Raw genomic sequence first — 20462 nt, forward strand, 5'->3', positions numbered from 1 at the left:
TGATGGTGCCGATGGAGACTCAGCATACCAAATATGGTTAGATAATGAGAATACTGGAACGAAAGCTGATTTTTTAGCAAGTTTAGTGGGTGAAACAGGTGCGCAAGGGCCACAAGGTGTTGCTGGTAATGATGGAGCTGATGGGGCTGATGGTGTAAATGGTACAAATGGTGTTGATGGTGCCGATGGAGACTCAGCATACCAAATATGGTTAGATAATGAGAATACTGGAACTGAAGCTGTCTTTTTAGCTTCATTAAAAGGAGATAAAGGAGACAAAGGAGATACTGGTAATCAAGGGCCACAAGGTGTTCCTGGGAATGATGGAGCTGACGGTTCAGATGCAACAGTAACCATAACAAATAACCTTACTTCTACAAGTACTACGGAAGCATTATCTGCGGCACAAGGGAAAGTATTAAAAGATTTAGTAGATACCAAGGTAAACACCACTATAATAAACGACCTTACTACAGGTGGTACAACCAATGCACTTTCTGCCGAACAAGGTAAAACATTAGAAAATAGTAAAGCAGCAAAAACGAACGTATTAGAACTTGACAATACTAATGCGTTTACACCTGATGCTGATTATGAGCCAGCTACAAAAAAATATGTTGATGATTCTAATACCACTATAATAAACGATCTCACTACCGGTGGTACAACAGACGCGCTTTCTGCCGAACAAGGTAAAACTTTACAAGACTCTAAGCTTGATAAAACCCTAACAAACACCAACCTACTGGTAGGTAATAGCAGTAATGTAGCGACATCAGTTGCCTTAAGCGGCGATGCCACTTTAGCAAACGATGGCACACTTACCATTACAGACAATGCCATAGATGGCACCGATATTTCGTTAAGTGGTGAAACTGCAGGCGATATGACATATTTTAATGGGACAGACTGGGTACGTTTACCAAAAGGTTCAGCCAACCAATCTTTAGTAATGAACAGTGGAGCAACAGCTCCAGAATGGCAAAGTGGCGGAGCTACAGAAGACGTAGAGGTAGTTCTTGGAAGTGCCACTGGTGGCAATGGAACAATTATTCCCATTCCAGCCAATGTAAGTGATTATAAATACATTAGACTTGAAACAGATAATTGGTATGTAGGTTCTGATTTACACGCTGTGCATGTGCATGGTACGGCATTAGTATCAAACATGGCAAATAAACGAATATTAATTTATGCTGACGCCGACAGAAATTACCTTCATGCAGATGTTAATGCATCCCGTACAAGTCTAACAGTAAATTGTACTGGTTCAGCTACATGGAGAATTGTTGGTATCAAAGCCCAAAAAACAGTATTAAACCCTTCTTTAGCCACCGTAATAAACGACCTTACTACAGGTGGTACAACCGATGCGCTTTCTGCCGAACAAGGTAAAATTTTAGAAAATAGTAAAGCAACAAAAGCGAACGTATTAGAACTTGACAATACTAATGCGTTTACACCTGATACTGATTATGAGCCAGCTACAAAAAAATATGTTGATGATTCTAATACCAATATAATTAACGACCTTACTACAGGCGGTACAACAGATGCACTTTCTGCCGAACAAGGTAAAACTTTACAAGACTCTAAGCTTGATAAAACCCTAACAAACACCAACCTACTGGTAGGTAATAGCAGTAATGTAGCGACATCAGTCGCCTTAAGCGGCGATGCCACTTTAGCAAACGATGGCACACTTACCATTACAGACAATGCCATAGATGGCACCGATATTTCGTTAAGTGGTGAAACTGCAGGAGATATGGCATATTTTAATGGGACAGACTGGGTACGTTTACCAAAAGGTTCAGCCAACCAATCTTTAGTAATGAACAATGGAGCAACAGCTCCAGAATGGCAAAGTGGCGGAGCTACAGAAGACGTAGAGGTAGTTCTTGCAAGTGCCACTGGTGGCTATGGAACAATTATTCCCATTCCAGCCAATGTAAGTGATTATAAATACATTAGACTTGAAACAGATAATTGGGATATAGCTACTGATTTACACGCTGTTCATGGTACGATATTAGTATCAAATATGGCAGGTAAAAGGATTTTAATTTATGCGGACACAGTATATTATTTTCATGCAGATATAAATGCATCCGGTACAAGTTTAACAGTACATTGTAGTGGTACTGCTGATTTTAGAATTGTTGGTATCAAAGCACAAAAAACAGTATTAGACCCTTCTTTAACCACTGTTATTGACGACGATACTTTTGCTACGGCTTCTAGTAGTAACGTACCAAGTGCAGAGAGTGTAAAGGCTTATGTCGATGCTAATTCAAACCCTGCCTATTCAACAGCAGAACAACTTACAGGGCGTACTTGGGTAGACGGAAAACCAATTTACGAAAGATCTTTTGTTGGAAATTACAATGCTTCGATCAATATTTTAACAGGTGTAGATAAAATTATAACTTCTAACATTAGTGTTAGATACAATGGTTCTTCTGATTGGTACTCGGGTACTACAAGCACTGATGACGTAGCATTAATAAAACGTGCAACTGGTAATGTAAATATTGCTGGTTCTGGAGGCTTCAATACAAACGATTATATTATTGTTGTTACGTATACCAAACTTTAAAAATTTCACTTATAGCTGATTCAATAGCTATGAAACCTATAAAAAGCTGAATAACAACCACAAAAAGTTATTCAGCTTTTTTTTATGCAACATTACTAGAGAAATCTTACTAACTTTTTTACTTTAGTAGCATAAAACTATCCCTCTATATATGGAATTTAAAGATCTAAAAAAAGGCTATAAACTAATTGAATGTGAAAACTTAGAAATAGCCGCTTCTTGTGAAGCGCATTTTGAAGAAGATGAATGCACTGTTAATGAATATTATCAACCTTATAGTTTCCTTTTTTATGTTGAGCAAGGAATTGTAGAAATTGAACTAGATAACAAACTGCATCGATACAACAAAGGAAGTTTTATTTTAGTAAGAAAGCATCTTCATGCAAAAGTATCTAAACGATTTACTAAAGAAGAAGGACAAGCAAAAACATATACATTTATAATGCCCGATAAGTTTTTAAGAAACGTTATTGCCAATTTTAAATTTGAAAAAGACCTACAACCCATAGGTGAACGTATTTTAAAGCTAGATCCAACCCAAAGATTACATAATATTATCACAAATATTAAAACTGCTGTAGACAACAAACAATATATAGACACTGTAGAATTAGAAGCAAATATAGTACAATCTTTAAGAGCTATTATAGATTCAAACTATAAACTAGCTATACTTTTTAAAGAATTCTCTTTAGCCGAAAGAGCCGATTTGTATTTATTTATGAACCTTAATTTTATGCTAAAAACATCTTTAAAAGAATTAGCAGAACTATCTGGTAGAAGCCTTTCTACTTTTGAACGAGAATTTAAATTGATTTTTAATGAAACGGCTCATAAATGGATATTAAAAAAACGGTTACAATTGGCTCATACACTACTAGTCGAAGCCAACAATTTGGTAAGTGATGTTTGCCTTCAAACTGGATTTGAAGACATAGGACATTTTAGTAAAGCCTTTAAAAAAGAGTTTGGTATAAACCCATCAACATTAAAACAATCTGATGATAAACTTGTAAAGCTCTAATCTGCTAAAAGGTGAGTTATTTGAATTAATAATCCAAATCTACATTTCTCGATTTGTTGTTTTTTCTCCAACTAAAACAATTGACGTTTTTAGATAAATCCCTATGCTTTTTCTCGTTTATTTTCTCTCATATTTATCAATAAGAGAGTCGGAGATTATCTTAATAATCTAAACAGTTTAACAATGACTAGTAGATATTTTCGCTAAGTTAAAACGCTGACTTTATATAATAGCTATAGTTAACAAAATCTATTTAATATCTCTATTAAATTGTGAATCTACTTTACGAACTTGGTTTGTTGGGATATTTTGGTTAATGATGTACATTCCATATTTACCCATTATCTTAAAGGCAGCACTTTTTATCAATCACATTTTTTTTTAATAAAACTCTCTTTTTTATTCAAACTCAAAACTTGACGTTTTTAGACAAATAATCAAAGTATTTTCTTAGTTATTTCGCATTAGAAAAGCAAAAAAGGAGAACCGGTAATTACCAACTAAAACAGTATAAATGACTGGAAAATAGTTTCGCAAAGGTAATAAGCCGGTTATCTCTTTTTTTTATATATTTTTAATAAAAAAAGAAAACATAAAGCTTAAGCTATTTACTTCTTCAAATCAATCTGCTTCAAATTCTCAATACGGTTTCTTACTAAGAAATCGTCAATAGTTTCAAAATGCTCAATAACACGTTGGTCTTTAAATTCAAATACTTTTTGTGATAAGCCTTGAAGAAAATCACGATCGTGAGATACTAAAATAAGCGTTCCATCAAAAGACAATAAGGCTTCTTTTAAAACATCTTTAGATTTTAAATCTAAATGATTGGTAGGTTCATCTAAAATTAACAAATTAACAGGTTCTAAAAGGAGTTTCACCATGGCTAGTCTGGTTTTTTCTCCACCAGAAAGCACGCTTACTTTTTTATCAATATCGTCGCCTTTAAACATAAAACGACCTAAAATATTTTTTATCTGTGTTCGTATATCCCCCTGAGCAACCTCATCTACGGTTTGAAAAATTGTTAAATTCTCATCTAACAACGATGCTTGATTTTGCGCAAAGTAACCCACTTTCACATTATGTCCTAAACTACATTCGCCATCTACATCTATCTCGCCCATAATAGCTTTAATCATGGTCGATTTTCCTTCACCATTTCTACCAACAAACGATACTTTTTCGCCACGTGCAATAGACATGTTTGCATTTTTAAATACCACATGTTCGTCGTACGCTTTAGACAACTCTTTAACAGTTACAGGATAATCTCCCGAACGTTGTGCTGGTGGAAACCTAAGTTTTAAACTAGAATTATCTATTTCATCAATTTCTATAATATCTAGTTTTTCCAACATACGTTCTCTTGAACTTACTTGGTTGGTTTTAGAATACGTGCCCTTAAAACGTTCAATAAACGCCATATTATCGGCAATAAACTTTTGCTGCTCTTGATAGGCTTTTATTTGATGCTCACGACGTTCTTCTCGCAATTGTAAATAATGAGTGTAGTTTGCTTTATAATCGTAAATACGCCCCATAGTAACTTCAATCGTTCTATTGGTAATATTATCAATAAACGCTTTATCATGTGAAATAACCATGACCGCTTTGGCTTTATTTAATAAGAAGTCTTCTAACCAAATAACCGATTCAATATCAATGTGATTGGTAGGCTCATCTAAAAGAATTAAATCTGGTTTTTGTAATAAAATCTTAGCTAACTCAATACGCATACGGTATCCGCCACTAAACTCGCTTGTTAAACGCGTAAAATCTTCACGTTTAAAACCTAAACCTCCAAGAGCTTTTTCAACTTCAGCATCATAATTCACATCTTCTAATGCATAAAATTTTTCACCTAAATCGGAAACCTTTTCTATAATCTTCATATAGTCATCCGATTCGTAATCAGTTCTAGTTTCCAATTCTTTATTAAGACGTTCCATTTCGTCTCGCATTTCAAAAATATGCTTAAAGGCTTTTGAGGCTTCTTCAAAAACAGTACAATGATCTTCGGTTAATAAATGCTGTGGTAAATACGCAATAACAACATCTTTAGGATATCTCACATGACCTCGGGTTCCTTTTTGAACACCTGCAATAATTTTCATCATGGTCGATTTTCCTGCGCCATTTTTTCCCATTAAAGCTATTTTATCGTTCTCATTTATAGTAAATGAAACATCACTAAATAAAGCTTGTCCACTAAATTCTACTGCTAAAGCATCAACTGAAATCATAGTTTATTTTTTAAAGCTGCAAAGCTAGAAAAAAGCACGTTAATAAAAAGAAATAATGTTTTTATAACAATCTTTTCTCTTTCAGTATTTTATAAAGACTATCTTCGCGCCTTATTTTGAAAAAAGCCTGGTAATGAAACGTATAAACGAATACAAAAAATTGTTTAATGTTGAAAAAAACATTGAACTAAAACAACTAAAAAAAACATACCGAAATTTAGTTAAAGAATGGCATCCTGATAAATTTCAAGCAGGTGATGAAAAAGCTATTGAAGCCGAATTGAAAAGTAGACAAATAATTGACGCGTATCATTTTTTAGTAAGTATTGCTCCAGAAACTAAGGCTGCAAATTTAGAAGAATACAATACGACCATAACGTCACCAATAATGGATTGGCAACATAAAGGCATGTTGTTAGAAATAACCTTTTTAGATGGTAATACCTATGAGTACTTTGGAGTTAATAAAGCGTTATACATTAAACTTTGTCAGTCTGATAAATTAACACGCTTTGCAAAGCGTAATATTTTTAACAGCTTTATTTATAGAAAAATTAAAAAGAGTGAGGTTGAGGCTTAATTAATTTTTATTCTTTTCCTCAATCCACTTACTCATAAACTTAGTGCTTTGCATGGTATGATGCTGTATCATTTGCCCTGTGAAGTTATCTAATCTATGAATTTGTATATTGTTTAAAATTGAATTTATTTTGAACACAAAATCAGAAACGAACAGTTGTTTATCAAAACGGGCATTCATTACAATAAACCCGCTTTTTTGTTTTCCGTTCCAAAAAATCTTGTTCGTATATAATTCAATAGCCTTATCTGCAAATTGTTCGGCATCATCTGCTATAAAACCATTTGAATCAAATCCACCAAACATACCTTCAGCAGCAATTGATGTCATAACAGCAGGTGTTCCGTTTAACATGGCATCAATAAGTTTGCCTTTTAACCCCGCACCAAAACGTAAAGGCGCTAAACACACTCTAGCATTCTGCATTACTAAACTTACATCTTCTGCAAACCCCTTAATAATAAAACCTTCTTTTATATTGTTTAACTGAAGTACTTTTTCTGAAGCATAAGCTCCATAAATATGCATTTCAACTTTTGGTAACTTTTTTCTAATTAAAGGCCATATTTCTTCTTTTAAAAATAAAATCGCATTATAATTAGGTGCATGTAAAAAATTTCCAATCGTTATAAAATGCTCTCTTTGATTTAATTTTGGTAAATTACGTTTCGCCTCCATTGAAATTACTTCGGTTAAAAAAGGCAAATAATACAAAAGGTGGGCACTTACATTAAACTGATTTTTTAATATTTCTATTTCTTCTTCTGAAATTATAAGACTTAAATCGCATCTATAAATACTTGCAATTTCTCGTTTTGCTGTATCATTAAACAAATATGTCTTGCTAAAAACAGACTGATCTTTAAGCGCTTGTTCTCGCCCTTTTCTTAAACAATGTAAATCTTCAGTATCTAAAATTCTTAAAGCATTTGGGCATTGTTCAGCAACACGCCAACCAAATTGTTCTTCAACCATAAAACGATCAAACAGCACTATATCTGGATTTAATGTTTTAACAAACACATCAAAACTATCGCTATTTAGCGCTATATCAACTTGCTCAACACCAATTTCAGTTAAATCAAAAGCATTCTCTTTTTTAGCACATGTGCTAGCAAACGTTATTTTATAACCTGAAGATCGAAATATATCTATCAACTGCATCATACGGCTTCCTGCAGCAGAACTATTAGGTTCAGGCCATACAAAACCAATAATTAATATTTTTTTTTGAATTAGGTTACTAGACATAAATTAAATTTATTCTGGTTTAGGCATTAAACTATACTTTATACGAACCTGTTTTGCCCAATTAACAACAGATGCTATTTGTGCATCTGTAAGTTTAGCTTCTGCGTGTGTCCATGTATACGAAGGTAAAGGCATTTCTTTTTCTTCAACTTGTTCTATAATTTCTTCAAATTTATGATCTTTTCGTTTTACTGAATTACCTACCCAATTAGAGAGGTTTAGTTCATGCTTCCCTTCTTCTACATGATGATTTAACCAGTAATTAACAGGGGTTATATTGTTATACCAAGGATATCTGGTAACATTGCTATGACAATCGTAACATGTTTCTTTTAAAATAAGCTTGACATCTTCTGGCGGATTGGTTTCTTCTAAAAAAGCATCTATAGAAGCTAAATCTCCTTGATTTTTTTCTGGACCGAAAAACTGTGAAATTAAAAGCAGGATTAATAAAACCCAAAGTATCTTTTTTATTATTCGCATTTTAGTAATTTTATATTTTAAAAATACTAAAATTCATTTGACTACAGCACAACTTTACAAAGAATTAAATTATGTCAATCATTCGCGTGAAAAACGTCTACATTATGCTCATTTAATGATTGATAATCCAAGCTTAGTCCCTAAATTATTAGAAATTCTTTTTAGAGTTAATGATAAAATATCGCCACGTGCTGCTTGGGTTTTCGAATTTATGTGTAGTAATAACATTAACACTATCATTCCTTACTTAGATATTTTTACAGAACAGATGCATAAAGTTCATCTAGATTCTGCTGTAAGACCCGTTGCTAAAGTTTGTGAATTAATTGCCAAAGCATATACGTCAAAAGTAAATAATGAAGTAAAAAAAGCATTAACTACCATACACAAAGAACGTATTATTGAAGTTTGTTTTGATTATATGATTAATGATGAAAAAGTAGCTCCAAAGGCTTATAGCATGAGTACACTTTTTATGTTTGGAAAAGCATATGATTGGGTTTACCCTGAATTAGTCTTAATTTTAGAACGCGATTTCTCTTTACAAAGTGCCGCTTTTAAAGCACGAGCAAAACAAATATTAAAAAAAATAAAAAAGAGCCCTTCTAAAAACTAAAAAACTTCCGTCTTCAATCTTCCGACTTCAGTCTAAAAATTCTATCTTTGCAACTTCTTAAAAAACAAACCATACATGTCATTATCACCACTTAACGCCATCTCTCCTATTGATGGAAGATACCGAAGTAAAGTAAACGAATTAGCGCCTTATTTTTCTGAAGAAGCTTTAATAAAATATCGTGTTTTAGTTGAAATAGAATATTTTATTGCGCTTTGCGAAATTCCGTTACCACAACTTGCAGCTATTGACACTGCCATTTTTGAAGATTTAAGAGCTATTTACAAAACCTTTTCTACAGAAGACGCTCTTGCTATTAAAAAAATTGAAAGCGTTACAAACCATGATGTTAAAGCAGTTGAATACTTTATAAAAGAAAAGTTTGATGCTTTAGGTTTATCTGAATACAAAGAGTTTATCCATTTTGGATTAACATCTCAAGATATAAACAACACTGCCATTCCTTTAAGTATTAAAGAAGCAATGAATGATGTTTATGTTCCTGAATATTTAATTATTCTTGAAAAACTAAAAACATTAACTAAAGACTGGGCTGAAATTTCTATGCTTGCAAGAACTCATGGGCAACCAGCCTCTCCTACTAGATTAGGTAAAGAGATTGAAGTTTTTGTAGTACGCCTTGAAGAACAATTTAATTTATTGAATGATATACCAAGTGCTGCTAAATTTGGTGGAGCAACAGGTAATTTTAATGCACACCACGTAGCCTATCCAAATATTGATTGGAAAGCTTTTGGAGGTAGTTTTGTTCAAGAAAAACTAGGTTTACAACACTCGTTTCCAACTACTCAAATAGAGCATTACGATCATATGGCTGCTTTATTTGATACATTAAAACGTATTAATACCATTATAATTGATTTAAACCGAGATATATGGACCTATGTATCTATGGATTATTTTAAACAAAAAATTAAAGCAGGTGAAGTTGGAAGTAGCGCTATGCCACATAAAGTAAATCCTATCGATTTTGAAAATAGCGAAGGTAACTTAGGTATTGCAAATGCTATTTTCGAGCATTTATCGGCTAAACTACCGGTTTCAAGATTACAACGTGATTTAACAGATAGTACTGTTTTACGTAATGTAGGCGTGCCTTTTGGACATACTTTAATTGCTTTTAAATCGACTTTAAAAGGTTTAAATAAATTACTTTTAAATGAAAGTAAATTTGCTGAAGACTTAGAAAACAATTGGGCTGTAGTAGCTGAAGCCATTCAAACTATTTTGCGTCGTGAAGCTTATCCTAATCCATATGAGGCCTTAAAAGGATTAACAAGAACCAATGCTAAAATAAACAAAGATTCTATTTCAAATTTTATTGACACTTTAGAGGTTTCAAATTCAATTAAAGAAGAATTAAAACAAATTACACCTAGTAACTATACAGGGATTTAAGATATGCCAATATTAAGCGACAAACAATCTTTAATTCTTTGCGGCGTTATGGCCGGTGGAATTTTTGTTAGTGGTATTTTAGAAATACTAACCAATTTTGTTGTTTTAACTATTTTAACACTTGTTTTTTTTACAATAATTCTGAATCTTTTTTTAATTAAAGAAAACTCAAAAAAAGAAGAAAACAATATCAAATAAAAAAAGGTTTACCATATTGGTAAACCTTTTTTATTAACATCTATAATTCACTTTACTTAAAGAAATCCATAACATTTGCAAGTTGATTTTTATCAACTCCTGTCTTTTGTACCGCTCCTACTAAGGTTACCATCTTATCTGGATTCATATTATTTCCTAAAATACGTACCACACCAAAGCCTAATTCTTTAGAACTTCCAAAAACAACAACTTCATCTGCTGTTTCTTCTGTTCCAATATATTTCACAACTATTTTATTTCCTTTATCATTAAATTCCATAAGATCGTTATACTTAGAATCACTTAAAATAGTTTTCACTGTTTCTATTTCTTCTTTTAATTCTTCAGCATTATCTTCATCGGCTTTAAATCCTAAAAAATTTAATTTACTTACTGAATTATAAGCCTCATTTTGCTCTTCAGAAAAACTAGTCTTATCTATTTTCATCATAGACAATGGAATGTCTTGTGAAATAAAGTTTTTTGTCTCTTGCTTATCTACAAAATAACTTTGTAAACTAACACCACTGCTACAGCTAACTAAAATAGCTGTAGCAAATAAGGTGCAAATTAATTGATTGATGGTTCGTTGCATGATTGAATAATTTATTAGTTCTTTTTCTCTAAATGCTTACCGCCTGGAATATTCATTTTATCGGTAAGTTTAGATATTTCATTTAAATCGATATCGCCAGTAAGCGACACAATTACAGTTTCAATTTTACGCTGCTCTCCATTAATTTCAACGCCTTGACCTTTCATAGCTTTATCAATACCATTAACAAAGATTAAAAGTTCTTTAACATGGTCGGCATCTTTACCTTCTTTAACATAAAATTTCACTTCGGTGCCATCATCTTTAACTTCCATAAGTTCCTCTAACGAACTTGAACGCGATTTCACCCATTTTGAAAGATCAACAGATATTGTTTTATTATCAGTTATTATCGTTTTAAAACTGGTAATACTTTTAACCATATCAATATAAGCTTTTGCTTCAGCATCATCTACATCAATACCCATTTTTGCTATCATTTGAAACATTTTTGGCTTAATGGAGACAAAAGTTACATCAGAATTATCACTGTATTTTTCAAAAATATCTTTTTGAGCCATTCCTGATAAAGGCATTAACATAATTGCCATTACTAATACTATTAATTTATTTTTCATTTTATTTATTTTAAAGGTTTTCATTATTTAATTATTTGTTTGTTTTAAAAATTATACTTGTTCCGTTTTCAATTTCATTAAGGTATCCTAGTGCAGACGTTCCTTTATTTACTTCGTTTAAGTAACTTACAGTAGAAGCTCCCTTATTAAAATGACTCGAAATCATTGCTAATGATTTTGACACTTCTTTATAAGCGTCTTTTGGGTTATTATAAGTGCCATATGCATATTCATCGTACGAAGAAACCAATGGTTTTGTATAATAAATCCCTAACATAAGAACAGCTACGGCTGCGACAGAAATCCATTTATAGTTAAATACTTTTTTAGTTTTTAATGGAATGTCTTTAGTAAATTGTTCTTGCTTGTTTACCAAAAAATAGGCGAACATGGGTTTATACATTTCTAAATGTGGCGCTACAGTTTCTTGCGAAAAATAGTTTTTTAACTGCTGCTCTTCTTTTAGAGTAGTTTCTCCATTCTCGTATTTTTCTAGTAAATTTTCTATATTATTTAATACCATAATTATGTGTATTAGTTAATTTTTCTCTTATTGTTTTTCTTGCTCTCGATAAGTTTACTCGTACTGCCGTGTTATTCATATCTAACATTTTCGCAATCTCATCAAAATCGTAATCTTCTATATCTCTTAATTGAATAATCATTTTTTGTTGCTCAGGTAACTCTTCTATTATTTTAGCTACCCAATTTACACTATCATTTAACTCAACTTGTTTTTGTAATTGTGTATTACCATCCTCATAGTTGCTGTGTACAATTTTTAAATTTTGTGCTTGCTTCGACTTTAATTTATCAAAACAAAAATTCTTTGTCATGGTCATTGAAAATGCTTCTACATTTTTATACTCTTGCATCTTCGTTTTATTATTCCATAACTTCAACAAAACCTCTTGTGTTGCATCTTCAGCTTCTTCTGTAGATACAAGCAATCGTTTTGCTAAACGAAAGACCTTATCTTTAAAAGGCATTACAATATTTAAAAACTCTGTTTGAGTCATTTTTGGTTTGGTTTAGTTAAAACAACTTTAGTAAGGCTGTTTGATATTACGACGACACACTTTCTTTTTTGTTACAATTAAAATAAAATTCGTTGAGATTATTTTTTTATTACACAATAATGTAAGTAAATTTAGGGTTTTATAGACTACTTACATAAATACCTTAAATGAAAAATTTAAAAGCCCTTGTTCTAATCCTTATAGTTGCTATTAGCACTGCAAGCTGTTTTAACGATAATGATGACGATAGTGTTTCTGCAAGCCAAATAAACGATTTCGTATGGAAAGGAATGAATATTTTCTATCTCTATAAAGAGAATATCCCAAACCTTGCAAATGATAGATTTAATAATAATAATAATAATGGTGAATATGCTAATTACTTAAATAGTTTTAATTCTCCCGAACAATTATTCGAAAGCTTAATTTACAAAAGACAAACCGTTGATAGATTTAGCTGGATAGTAGATGATTATTTTGAATTGGAAAATCAGTTTAATGGTATTTCTAACACAAATGGTATTGAATTTGGTTTCTTTTCTAATCCTAACATTGCCAATGAAGGTATAGGTATTATAAAATTAGTATTACCTAATAGTCCAGGCGATATTGCAAATTTAAAACGTGGTGATATTTTTTATGGTATAAATGGACAAAGGCTTACTAATCAAAACATAAATGAGTTATTAAGTCAAGAAACCTACACTTTAAATCTTGGTTTTTATAACGACAAAGGCACACCAGAAACAACAGATGATAGCATTGACCCATTAAATGAAGATATAACATTAACTAAAGTTCAATATACTGAAAACCCTGTTTACCAAACTAATATATTTAATATTGGTGGTGAAAATGTTGGCTACTTAATGTACAATGAGTTTAACAATAGTTTTGAAACGCAATTAAATGATGCATTTGGTGAATTTAAATCAAATAACATCAAGCATTTGGTTTTAGATTTACGCTACAATCCAGGAGGCCGTGTAAGTACTGGAACATTTTTAGCAAGTATGATAACAGGACAATTTACAGGTGAAATTTTTAGTAAAGTTATTTATAATGAAGATTTACAAGTAGCAAATAACATCTACAATTTTGATACTAAAATAGAAAACGGCAATACCATTAACAGCTTAAATCTTCAAAAGCTTTATGTGTTAACAACAAGTAGATCTGCATCTGCAAGCGAAGGTTTAATAAATGGTTTAGCTCCATTTATAGAAATTGTACAAATAGGCACTAACACAACTGGAAAAACACAAGCATCTATTACAATTTATGACTCTGAAGATTTTGGAAGACAAGGCGTAAATCCAAATCATACATATGCTATGCAGCCCCTTGTTGCAAATGCTATAAATAAAAATGATGTAGCTGTACCAGGTTCTGGACTAACACCATCAATTGGATTTGAATACCAAGAAAACCCTTTTAACTACGGGATATTAGGCGATATAAACGAACCCTTATTAGCAATTGCTTTAGCTGATATTGAAAATTCTACTTCTAAAATTTCAAAAATAAAATCTAAGGCTAACTCTTCATTAAAATTAATATTTGACAGTAACGATCTTAATCCTTATGAAGGTGGTATGCGTATTGAATAAACATCTATAATTTTGAAAAAACACAAAACCTACTTCAACTGGAGTTCTGGTAAAGATTCCGCTTTAGCGTTACACCATTTATTACAAGACGAACGTTATTCGATTGATGAATTAATTACCACCGTAAATAGTCATTACAACAGAGTCTCTATGCACGGATTGAGAAAAGAACTTTTACTTGCTCAAACGGATGCTATTAATATAAAGTCTAGCCTTATAGAATTACCAGAAATGCCATGTATGGAAGTCTATGAGCAAAAAATGGAAGAAATAGTTTCTAGACTTAAAAACGATGGCTTTACACATAGTGCTTTTGGAGATATTTTTCTAGAAGATTTAAGAATTTACAGAGAGAAAAAACTTGAAGAACAAGACTTTGAAGCCCTATTCCCTATTTGGAAACGAGATACAAAAGAGTTGCTTAATGAATTTTTAGATTTAGGTTTTAAAACCATTATTGTTTGTGCCAATTCTAAATATTTTGGCGAAGACTTTGTAGGAACTATTATTGATAAAAATTTTATAGACAATCTTCCTGAAGGTGTTGACCCCTGTGGTGAAAATGGTGAATTCCATACCTTTTGTTTTGATGGCCCTATATTTAAAAAACCTATTAAGTTTTCTATAGGTGAAAAAGTATATCGTGAATATAACACACCAAAATCAGACGACGATTCTATTTGTAAAAGTGATTCTGAAAAATATGGTGTTTGGTATTGCGATTTAATTCCATAAAAAATGCCGCCAAATAGCAGATGACGGCATTTAAAATTGACTTTATTCTCTCTTTATAAAGTCAATTGAAGACCTATACTAACATTTCTACCTTTAGTAGTATAACCAATAATTTCAAAGTAATCTTCATTAAAAAGATTTGTTATACTTGCAAAAAGCTTCATTTTATTGTTAATTAATTTCTGACTAAAATAGATATCTATCAATGAAAACGAATCTAACTCAACATTTTGATAGGTCGAAAAGTCTGTATCTGTTCGACTTCCTACAAATTGATAATTTAAAGACGCAAAACTTTTCTTAGAAAAATTATAACCTAAACTTGCATTTGCTTTATGTTTTGGGATACGTAAACGCACGCCTTCTTTTAATTCTGTAAAGGTATAATTAGCACTAATAGATAAATCTTTAACAAGATTAACAGCTGTCTCTATTTCAAAACCATGTACAGTTGCATCTGTTGTTGCGTTTTCATAAGTAGCACCATAAACAATCGTATTATCTTCATTTCTATTAAAATAAACACCATTTATACGGAACCCTTTTTTATTATTAAACTCTAAACCAGCTTCTATAGTAACATTTTCTTCTGGTTCTAAATCTGGATTTGCTCCATAATATCCGAATAACTGAGATAGGTTTGGTGCTATAAAAGAGGTTGCATAAGAGCCAAACACTTTAGCATAACCATCTTTTACAGGAATACTGTAAGACGGGTTAATATTATAAACTAAATGCGAACCATATTCGCTATGGTTATTAAATCGTGCACCAGCATTTAAATTCAACCCGAAGTCTGATACATAAACGGCGTTTATATACGGATCGGTATTTGTAAAACTTTCTTCGGCAGCAAAAACACTTTTATAATCGCCATAATTAACACCTACAATCGTATAAAACGTTTTATTAAAAACATATTTATTAAAGGCATCAACCACAAAACTTTTAGCTTCATTTACCGAACCAAAATCTGAAATAGTTTCTCTATCTATTTTAGTATACGCTGCATTAACTTGAAAACTTCCATTTTCATAATTAAATTTTGGCGAGACTCCTACTCTAGACTGTTCTGATATATATTTATCGTTGGTATCTGCTATAGTATATGTTGGTGGTGGAAATCCATCAATATCTGTTTTAAATTTATCATAACTAGCAAAAGCAGTTAATTGTATAGCATCGCTTATTTCATAACCCATTTTTAAATTGGTATTATACCTTGAAAACACATCGTTTTCTGCATTATCAGCTTTAGCTGCCGATAAACCATCAGCATATCTATTTCCAAAACTCGCCAAATAAGTAAACTTATTTAAACTACCATTTATAGATACATTATTAGTGACATTTGATCCCTTAAGACCTGAATCGTCTTGAGTTTGATTCGTCCCTACAACCGTTAAAAAACTAGCAGCCACTTCTTTTTTAGACACTTTTTTTGTGGTAATATTTATTACCGCTGTAGCAGCTGCATTCCCATATAATGTACTAGCAGCGCCTTTAATTATTTCAATAGTTTCAATAGTATTCAAATCTAAAAGACGTAAATCAAACTCATTAGAAACTAATGATGGATCGTTTACAGAAACTCCATCAATAAGTATTAAAACCTGTCTTGTGCTTCCTCCCCGAACATAGTATCCTAAATTCTGACCTTCAACACTTCTACTGCCATTAATTTCAATACCACTCTTGGTATTAATTAATTCAGACAGATTGCGTCCTTGATTGTTTTCAATCTCTTGTTGTGAAATTTTAATAACCGTTTTACCTGAATTTTCACGTTTCAATTTAAATCGTGAATCTGTAACAACAACTTCATCAAGTTGTTGCACTTTTGTTGAATCGACTTGCTCTTGTGCAAACCCTAACATTGATATACCAAAACACAGTACACCAAAAACATTTGTTTTTTTGTTCATTTTAATGAATAATACTCGAGAACCGCATGGATAACATACGCAAACCTTTATCCCGAAAGTTTAACTTATTTGTTTTGAAAATGGCAGGTCTCCTGACTTGCGTCTTCATGTTGGTCTTCCCAAAGATTAATCTTCAGTGACATTGAAGTTGAACATGAAGCTTTATAGCTTACAGTTGCGGGAACAGTTCAAGAATGAAGAATAACGGATATAGATTTTATTTTCAGAATTTTATTCAAAATTCATCAATAGTTAATCATCAATCGTCAATCTTTTCACTTGATTCCCTTTTAATTTATTCACGTGAAATGAATAAAACCAAATTTCGATGCAAATGTAAATATTAACTTTAATATAGTATCTCAAAGCTTACTTTTTCTTGGTCATTTTATAAATTAAATAAATAAAACCTACTAAAAAGTGAGCGATTATTATGCCTCCTACTATATATATTGTTAAATTTGAACCATCTCGCATTGTTAATATTTTCACCAAAAGTAACAAGCTATAAAATGTTTAAAAATGACAATTGTCATATCCTATTTATGAATTACAAATATCTTTTTTTAGTTTTTACAATCATGTTATTTAATTGTAAAAACGACTCTAACAAAAAAGGTTTAGAAGCTACCAAAAGCAAACAACTAGACATTAAATATGCTAAAGGCTTTTCGGTTAAGAGTTATCAAACATATAAAATTTTAGAAATTAAAAAACCTTGGCCAAAGGCTGAAAAAGTTTACAAATATGTTTTAATAAGTAAAGAGAATGCGACTAAAACAAGTTTTAATCAAGATGAATATGATGCTGTTATAATTAATCCTATTCAAAAAATAGTAGTGACCTCTACCACTCATATTCCAGCTTTAGAGCTTTTAAATGAAGAAGAAACTTTAGTTGGATTTCCAGGAACCGATTATGTATCTTCTGAAAAAACAAGAAAGCGTATAGATACTGGTAACATAAGAGAACTAGGAAAAAACGAAGGAATAAACACCGAAGTTTTACTAGCATTACAACCAGATGTTGTTATTGGTTTTGGTATTGATGGCAATAACAGAACCTTTGAAACTATAAAAAAATCTGGTATTCCTGTAATTTTTAATGGCGATTGGGTTGAAGAATCTCCACTTGCTAAAGCCGAATGGATTAAACTTTTTGGCGTTTTATTTAACAAAGAAAAAAAAGCCGATTCTATTTTTAATAGCATTGAAAAAAATTATTTACAAGCTAAAAAGTTAGCTAAAAACACTAAAACAAGTCCTAGTATTTTAAGTGGTGCTATGCATAAAGACATCTGGTATTTACCCAATGGAACAAGTACCGAAGCACAAATTTTAAAAGACGCGCATACCAACTATTTATGGCAAGATTCAAAAGGCACAGGGAGTTTATCTCTTAATTTTGAAACTGTTTACACAAAAGCTAAAGATGCCGATATTTGGTTAAGTCCTTCAAATTACAATAGTCTTGAAGCGCTAAAAAACGGAAGTACGCATCATACAATGTTTAATGCCTTTCAAAATAAAAACATCTTTTCTTTCACTAATACCACAGGAAAATCTGGTGGTGTTATATATTACGAGCTGGGTTTAACAAGGCCCGATTTAGTTTTAAAAGATCTTATCAAAATTTGTCACCCAGAACTCTTAAAAAATTATGATCTTTACTTTTTTAAACGTTTAGAATAATTGAAAGACTCTAAAACATATAAAATTCCTTTTTTGGCATTAACCATTTTGCTGATTATTTGTTTGTTAGCAAATATTAGTTTGGGTTCTGTTCATATTCCATTAAAAGACGTTTTTAATAGTCTTATTGGTAATACATTACAAGAAAACACTTGGCAACATATTATTTTAAACTATAGATTACCAAAAGCATTTACAGCCATATTAGTTGGTTCTGGCTTGGGTATTTCTGGTTTGTTAATGCAAACCCTTTTTAGAAATCCATTAGCAGGCCCTTTTGTTCTTGGTATAAGTTCCGGAGCGAGTTTAGGAGTTGCTTTGGTTATTTTAGGTTCGGGTTTATTTGGTGGTTTTTTAACAACATTATTACTATCTAAATGGAGTATTGTAATTGCAGCTAGTTCTGGTAGTTTTCTCGTTTTATTAGCAGTTTTAATAACTTCATTAAAAGTGAGAGATACTATGGCAATTCTTATTATTGGACTTATGTTTTCTAGTATAACTGCGGCTATTGTTAGTGTGCTTTCTTATTTTGGATCTGCAGAACAATTACAACAATACACATTTTGGGGCTTTGGGAGTTTAGGTAATTTATCTTGGAATGAATTATTAATATTTTTCATTATTTATGCCTTCGGAATTTTAGTTAGTATAACCTCGGTAAAATCGTTAAACACATTACTTTTAGGGCAGAATTACGCTAAAAGCTTAGGTTTAAATATTAAAAGAAGCCGTTTAGCCATTATTATTGCAACAAGTTTACTTGCAGGAACTATTACTGCTTTTGCTGGCCCTATTGCATTTATAGGATTAGCTATTCCACATTTAACGCGTCAAGTTTTTAATACCTCAAACCACAAAATATTATTACCTGCAACCTTCTTATTTGGAGCTATTATTATGCTTGTTTGCGATAGTATTTCACAAGTACCTAATAGCGATTACACACTTCCTATTAATGCTATAACATCGTTAATTGGAGCGCCTGTTGTTATTTGGTTATTAGTTAGAAAACGAAAAATGATGTTTTAAATAATGACAAACAAAAACGAACATATCATTTTAAAAACCGAAGATTTATCTATTGGTTATACTTCTAAAAAAGAAAAAAACATTGTTGCTTCTAACATAAATATTGCATTAAAAAAAGGAGAGCTTGTTGGTTTAATTGGCGCAAATGGCATCGGAAAATCAACGCTTTTAAGAACACTAACCAATGTTCAAAACCCGATTAGTGGTCGTGTTTTAATTAATAATAAAGAAGTATCTAAACAACACCCATTAGAATTAGCCAAAGTATTGAGTCTTGTTTTAACTGATCCTATTGCTTCAAAAAATTTATCTATTTTAGAACTCGTTGCTTTAGGCAGAATGCCTTATACAAACTGGATTGGCAACTTATCTAGTAAAGACATGGTTATAGTAAACAAAGCCATGGAACAAACACATGTTCAACATTTAAAAGACAAAAAATGCTTTGAACTAAGTGACGGACAGTTACAAAAAGCTTTAATTGCCAGAGCTTTGGCTCAGGACACCGATTTAATTATTCTAGATGAACCAACCACGCATCTAGATATGTATCACAAAGCTTATATACTAAAACTATTAAAAGAACTCGCTAAAGAAACAGGCAAAACCATCTTATTTTCATCACACGAAATAGATTTAGCTATTCAATTATGTGACTCCTTAATTGTTATGAATAAAGACGAAGTTGTGATGAACGATCCTTGCAGCTTAATTTCAAAAGGAACATTCAACACATTATTTCCAGAAGATTTAATTGCTTTTGATAAAAAAACAGGCAGTTTTAGAGTGAAGAAGTAAAATTTATAAATCTTCGTGCTTCCAATCTTTATACTTCATATCAAAACATTTATATTTGATTAA

At 31.5% G+C, this 20462-nt stretch carries 17 protein-coding genes, 1 pseudogene and 1 riboswitch; of the genes and pseudogenes, 10 read left to right on the forward strand and 8 right to left on the reverse strand.

The features are described from left to right. Positions 1-2599 (forward strand): annotated as a pseudogene (locus ACH5TX_RS07495) (hypothetical protein); the annotation flags it as partial. Positions 2600-2750: 151 nt separating this feature from the next. Continuing rightward, positions 2751-3623: a helix-turn-helix domain-containing protein gene (locus ACH5TX_RS07500; protein WP_439338912.1), complete on the forward strand. Its 873-nt coding sequence runs from the start codon at positions 2751-2753 to the stop codon at positions 3621-3623. A 608-nt stretch (positions 3624-4231) separates the two neighbouring features. Here the strand turns inward: ACH5TX_RS07500 and ACH5TX_RS07505 are convergent. Continuing rightward, positions 4232-5869: an ABC-F family ATP-binding cassette domain-containing protein gene (locus ACH5TX_RS07505; protein ID WP_439338913.1), complete on the reverse strand. Its 1638-nt coding sequence runs from the start codon at positions 5867-5869 to the stop codon at positions 4232-4234. Positions 5870-6002: 133 nt separating this feature from the next. Between ACH5TX_RS07505 and ACH5TX_RS07510 the strand changes: the two genes are divergently transcribed. Further along, the gene (locus ACH5TX_RS07510; protein ID WP_439338914.1) at positions 6003-6449 is read left to right on the forward strand and encodes a KTSC domain-containing protein; all 447 of its coding nucleotides are present in this window, start codon (positions 6003-6005) and stop codon (positions 6447-6449) included. On the opposite strand, the gene ACH5TX_RS07515 is transcribed toward ACH5TX_RS07510, so the two are convergent. Both ACH5TX_RS07515 and ACH5TX_RS07520 read right to left on the reverse strand, forming a co-directional pair. Next, complete coding sequence (locus ACH5TX_RS07515; protein ID WP_439338915.1) at positions 6450-7700, reverse strand: glycosyltransferase; 1251 nt, start codon at positions 7698-7700, stop codon at positions 6450-6452. A 9-nt stretch (positions 7701-7709) separates the two neighbouring features. Further along, on the reverse strand, positions 7710-8183 hold the full coding sequence (locus ACH5TX_RS07520; protein ID WP_439338916.1) for a heme-binding domain-containing protein: 474 nt from the start codon (positions 8181-8183) through the stop codon (positions 7710-7712). A gap of 37 nt (positions 8184-8220) precedes the next feature. Here ACH5TX_RS07520 and ACH5TX_RS07525 point away from each other — a divergent pair, with 37 nt between their 5' ends. Next, positions 8221-8799: an adenylosuccinate lyase gene (locus ACH5TX_RS07525; RefSeq protein ID WP_439338917.1), complete on the forward strand. Its 579-nt coding sequence runs from the start codon at positions 8221-8223 to the stop codon at positions 8797-8799. A gap of 75 nt (positions 8800-8874) precedes the next feature. Next, positions 8875-10218, forward strand: coding sequence for an adenylosuccinate lyase (purB, locus tag ACH5TX_RS07530; RefSeq protein WP_439338918.1), 1344 nt, complete (start codon positions 8875-8877; stop codon positions 10216-10218). 250 nt (positions 10219-10468) lie between these two features. Here purB and ACH5TX_RS07535 read toward each other — a convergent pair whose 3' ends face one another. Genes ACH5TX_RS07535 through ACH5TX_RS07550 form a run of 4 tightly spaced genes read right to left on the reverse strand, consistent with a single transcriptional unit; the run spans position 10469 to position 12608 of the window. Beyond that, positions 10469-11011: a GFO_1091 family lipoprotein gene (locus ACH5TX_RS07535; RefSeq protein WP_439338919.1), complete on the reverse strand. Its 543-nt coding sequence runs from the start codon at positions 11009-11011 to the stop codon at positions 10469-10471. 14 nt (positions 11012-11025) lie between these two features. After that, a complete protein-coding gene (locus ACH5TX_RS07540; RefSeq protein ID WP_439338920.1) occupies positions 11026-11589 on the reverse strand; it encodes a GFO_1090 family protein in 564 nt (187 codons plus the stop codon). A 31-nt stretch (positions 11590-11620) separates the two neighbouring features. Next, a complete protein-coding gene (locus tag ACH5TX_RS07545) occupies positions 11621-12112 on the reverse strand; it encodes a PG0215 family putative anti-sigma factor (RefSeq protein WP_439338921.1) in 492 nt (163 codons plus the stop codon). Then, positions 12099-12608, reverse strand: a complete 510-nt coding sequence (locus tag ACH5TX_RS07550; RefSeq protein WP_439335290.1) for a GFO_1088 family ECF-type sigma factor — start codon at positions 12606-12608, stop codon at positions 12099-12101. Before ACH5TX_RS07550 ends, ACH5TX_RS07545 begins: the two co-directional genes overlap by 14 nt. A 167-nt stretch (positions 12609-12775) precedes the next feature. On the opposite strand from ACH5TX_RS07550, the gene ACH5TX_RS07555 reads away from it, so the two are divergent. Both ACH5TX_RS07555 and ACH5TX_RS07560 read left to right on the forward strand, forming a co-directional pair. Beyond that, positions 12776-14218, forward strand: coding sequence for a GFO_1087 family putative carboxy terminal peptidase (locus ACH5TX_RS07555; RefSeq protein WP_439338922.1), 1443 nt, complete (start codon positions 12776-12778; stop codon positions 14216-14218). A 12-nt stretch (positions 14219-14230) separates the two neighbouring features. Then, positions 14231-14953, forward strand: coding sequence for a Dph6-related ATP pyrophosphatase (locus ACH5TX_RS07560; RefSeq protein ID WP_439338923.1), 723 nt, complete (start codon positions 14231-14233; stop codon positions 14951-14953). A 53-nt stretch (positions 14954-15006) separates the two neighbouring features. Here ACH5TX_RS07560 and ACH5TX_RS07565 read toward each other — a convergent pair whose 3' ends face one another. Further along, positions 15007-16878, reverse strand: coding sequence for a TonB-dependent receptor plug domain-containing protein (locus ACH5TX_RS07565; protein ID WP_439338924.1), 1872 nt, complete (start codon positions 16876-16878; stop codon positions 15007-15009). Positions 16879-16943: 65 nt separating this feature from the next. Next, a riboswitch (cobalamin riboswitch) is annotated at positions 16944-17216 on the reverse strand. A gap of 243 nt (positions 17217-17459) precedes the next feature. Here ACH5TX_RS07565 and ACH5TX_RS07570 point away from each other — a divergent pair. The 3 genes from ACH5TX_RS07570 to ACH5TX_RS07580 are packed head-to-tail and all read left to right on the forward strand — an operon-like array spanning position 17460 to position 20399. Further along, positions 17460-18569 (forward strand): ABC transporter substrate-binding protein, encoded by a 1110-nt coding sequence (locus tag ACH5TX_RS07570; protein WP_439338925.1) that lies wholly within the window; start codon positions 17460-17462, stop codon positions 18567-18569. Beyond that, positions 18570-19601 (forward strand): FecCD family ABC transporter permease, encoded by a 1032-nt coding sequence (locus ACH5TX_RS07575; RefSeq protein ID WP_439338926.1) that lies wholly within the window; start codon positions 18570-18572, stop codon positions 19599-19601. Positions 19602-19604: 3 nt separating this feature from the next. Next, positions 19605-20399: an ABC transporter ATP-binding protein gene (locus ACH5TX_RS07580; protein ID WP_439338927.1), complete on the forward strand. Its 795-nt coding sequence runs from the start codon at positions 19605-19607 to the stop codon at positions 20397-20399. The last annotated feature ends 63 nt before the right edge of the window (positions 20400-20462 follow it).

The organism is Thalassobellus citreus, assembly GCF_044385915.1.
GTDB lineage: Bacteria > Bacteroidota > Bacteroidia > Flavobacteriales > Flavobacteriaceae > Thalassobellus > Thalassobellus citreus.

Bases quoted from the DNA above. Each gene is read 5' to 3' on its own strand.
- ACH5TX_RS07500 (WP_439338912.1), top strand. From the start codon at position 2,751: ATGGAATTTAAAGATCTAAAAAAAGGCTATAAACTAATTGAATGTGAA.
- ACH5TX_RS07505 (WP_439338913.1), bottom strand. From the start codon at position 5,869: ATGATTTCAGTTGATGCTTTAGCAGTAGAATTTAGTGGACAAGCTTTA.
- ACH5TX_RS07510 (WP_439338914.1), top strand. From the start codon at position 6,003: ATGAAACGTATAAACGAATACAAAAAATTGTTTAATGTTGAAAAAAAC.
- ACH5TX_RS07515 (WP_439338915.1), bottom strand. From the start codon at position 7,700: ATGTCTAGTAACCTAATTCAAAAAAAAATATTAATTATTGGTTTTGTA.
- ACH5TX_RS07520 (WP_439338916.1), bottom strand. From the start codon at position 8,183: ATGCGAATAATAAAAAAGATACTTTGGGTTTTATTAATCCTGCTTTTA.
- purB (WP_439338918.1), top strand. From the start codon at position 8,875: ATGTCATTATCACCACTTAACGCCATCTCTCCTATTGATGGAAGATAC.
- ACH5TX_RS07535 (WP_439338919.1), bottom strand. From the start codon at position 11,011: ATGCAACGAACCATCAATCAATTAATTTGCACCTTATTTGCTACAGCT.
- ACH5TX_RS07540 (WP_439338920.1), bottom strand. From the start codon at position 11,589: ATGAAAAATAAATTAATAGTATTAGTAATGGCAATTATGTTAATGCCT.
- ACH5TX_RS07545 (WP_439338921.1), bottom strand. From the start codon at position 12,112: ATGGTATTAAATAATATAGAAAATTTACTAGAAAAATACGAGAATGGA.
- ACH5TX_RS07550 (WP_439335290.1), bottom strand. From the start codon at position 12,608: ATGACTCAAACAGAGTTTTTAAATATTGTAATGCCTTTTAAAGATAAG.
- ACH5TX_RS07555 (WP_439338922.1), top strand. From the start codon at position 12,776: ATGAAAAATTTAAAAGCCCTTGTTCTAATCCTTATAGTTGCTATTAGC.
- ACH5TX_RS07565 (WP_439338924.1), bottom strand. From the start codon at position 16,878: ATGAACAAAAAAACAAATGTTTTTGGTGTACTGTGTTTTGGTATATCA.
- ACH5TX_RS07570 (WP_439338925.1), top strand. From the start codon at position 17,460: ATGTTATTTAATTGTAAAAACGACTCTAACAAAAAAGGTTTAGAAGCT.
- ACH5TX_RS07580 (WP_439338927.1), top strand. From the start codon at position 19,605: ATGACAAACAAAAACGAACATATCATTTTAAAAACCGAAGATTTATCT.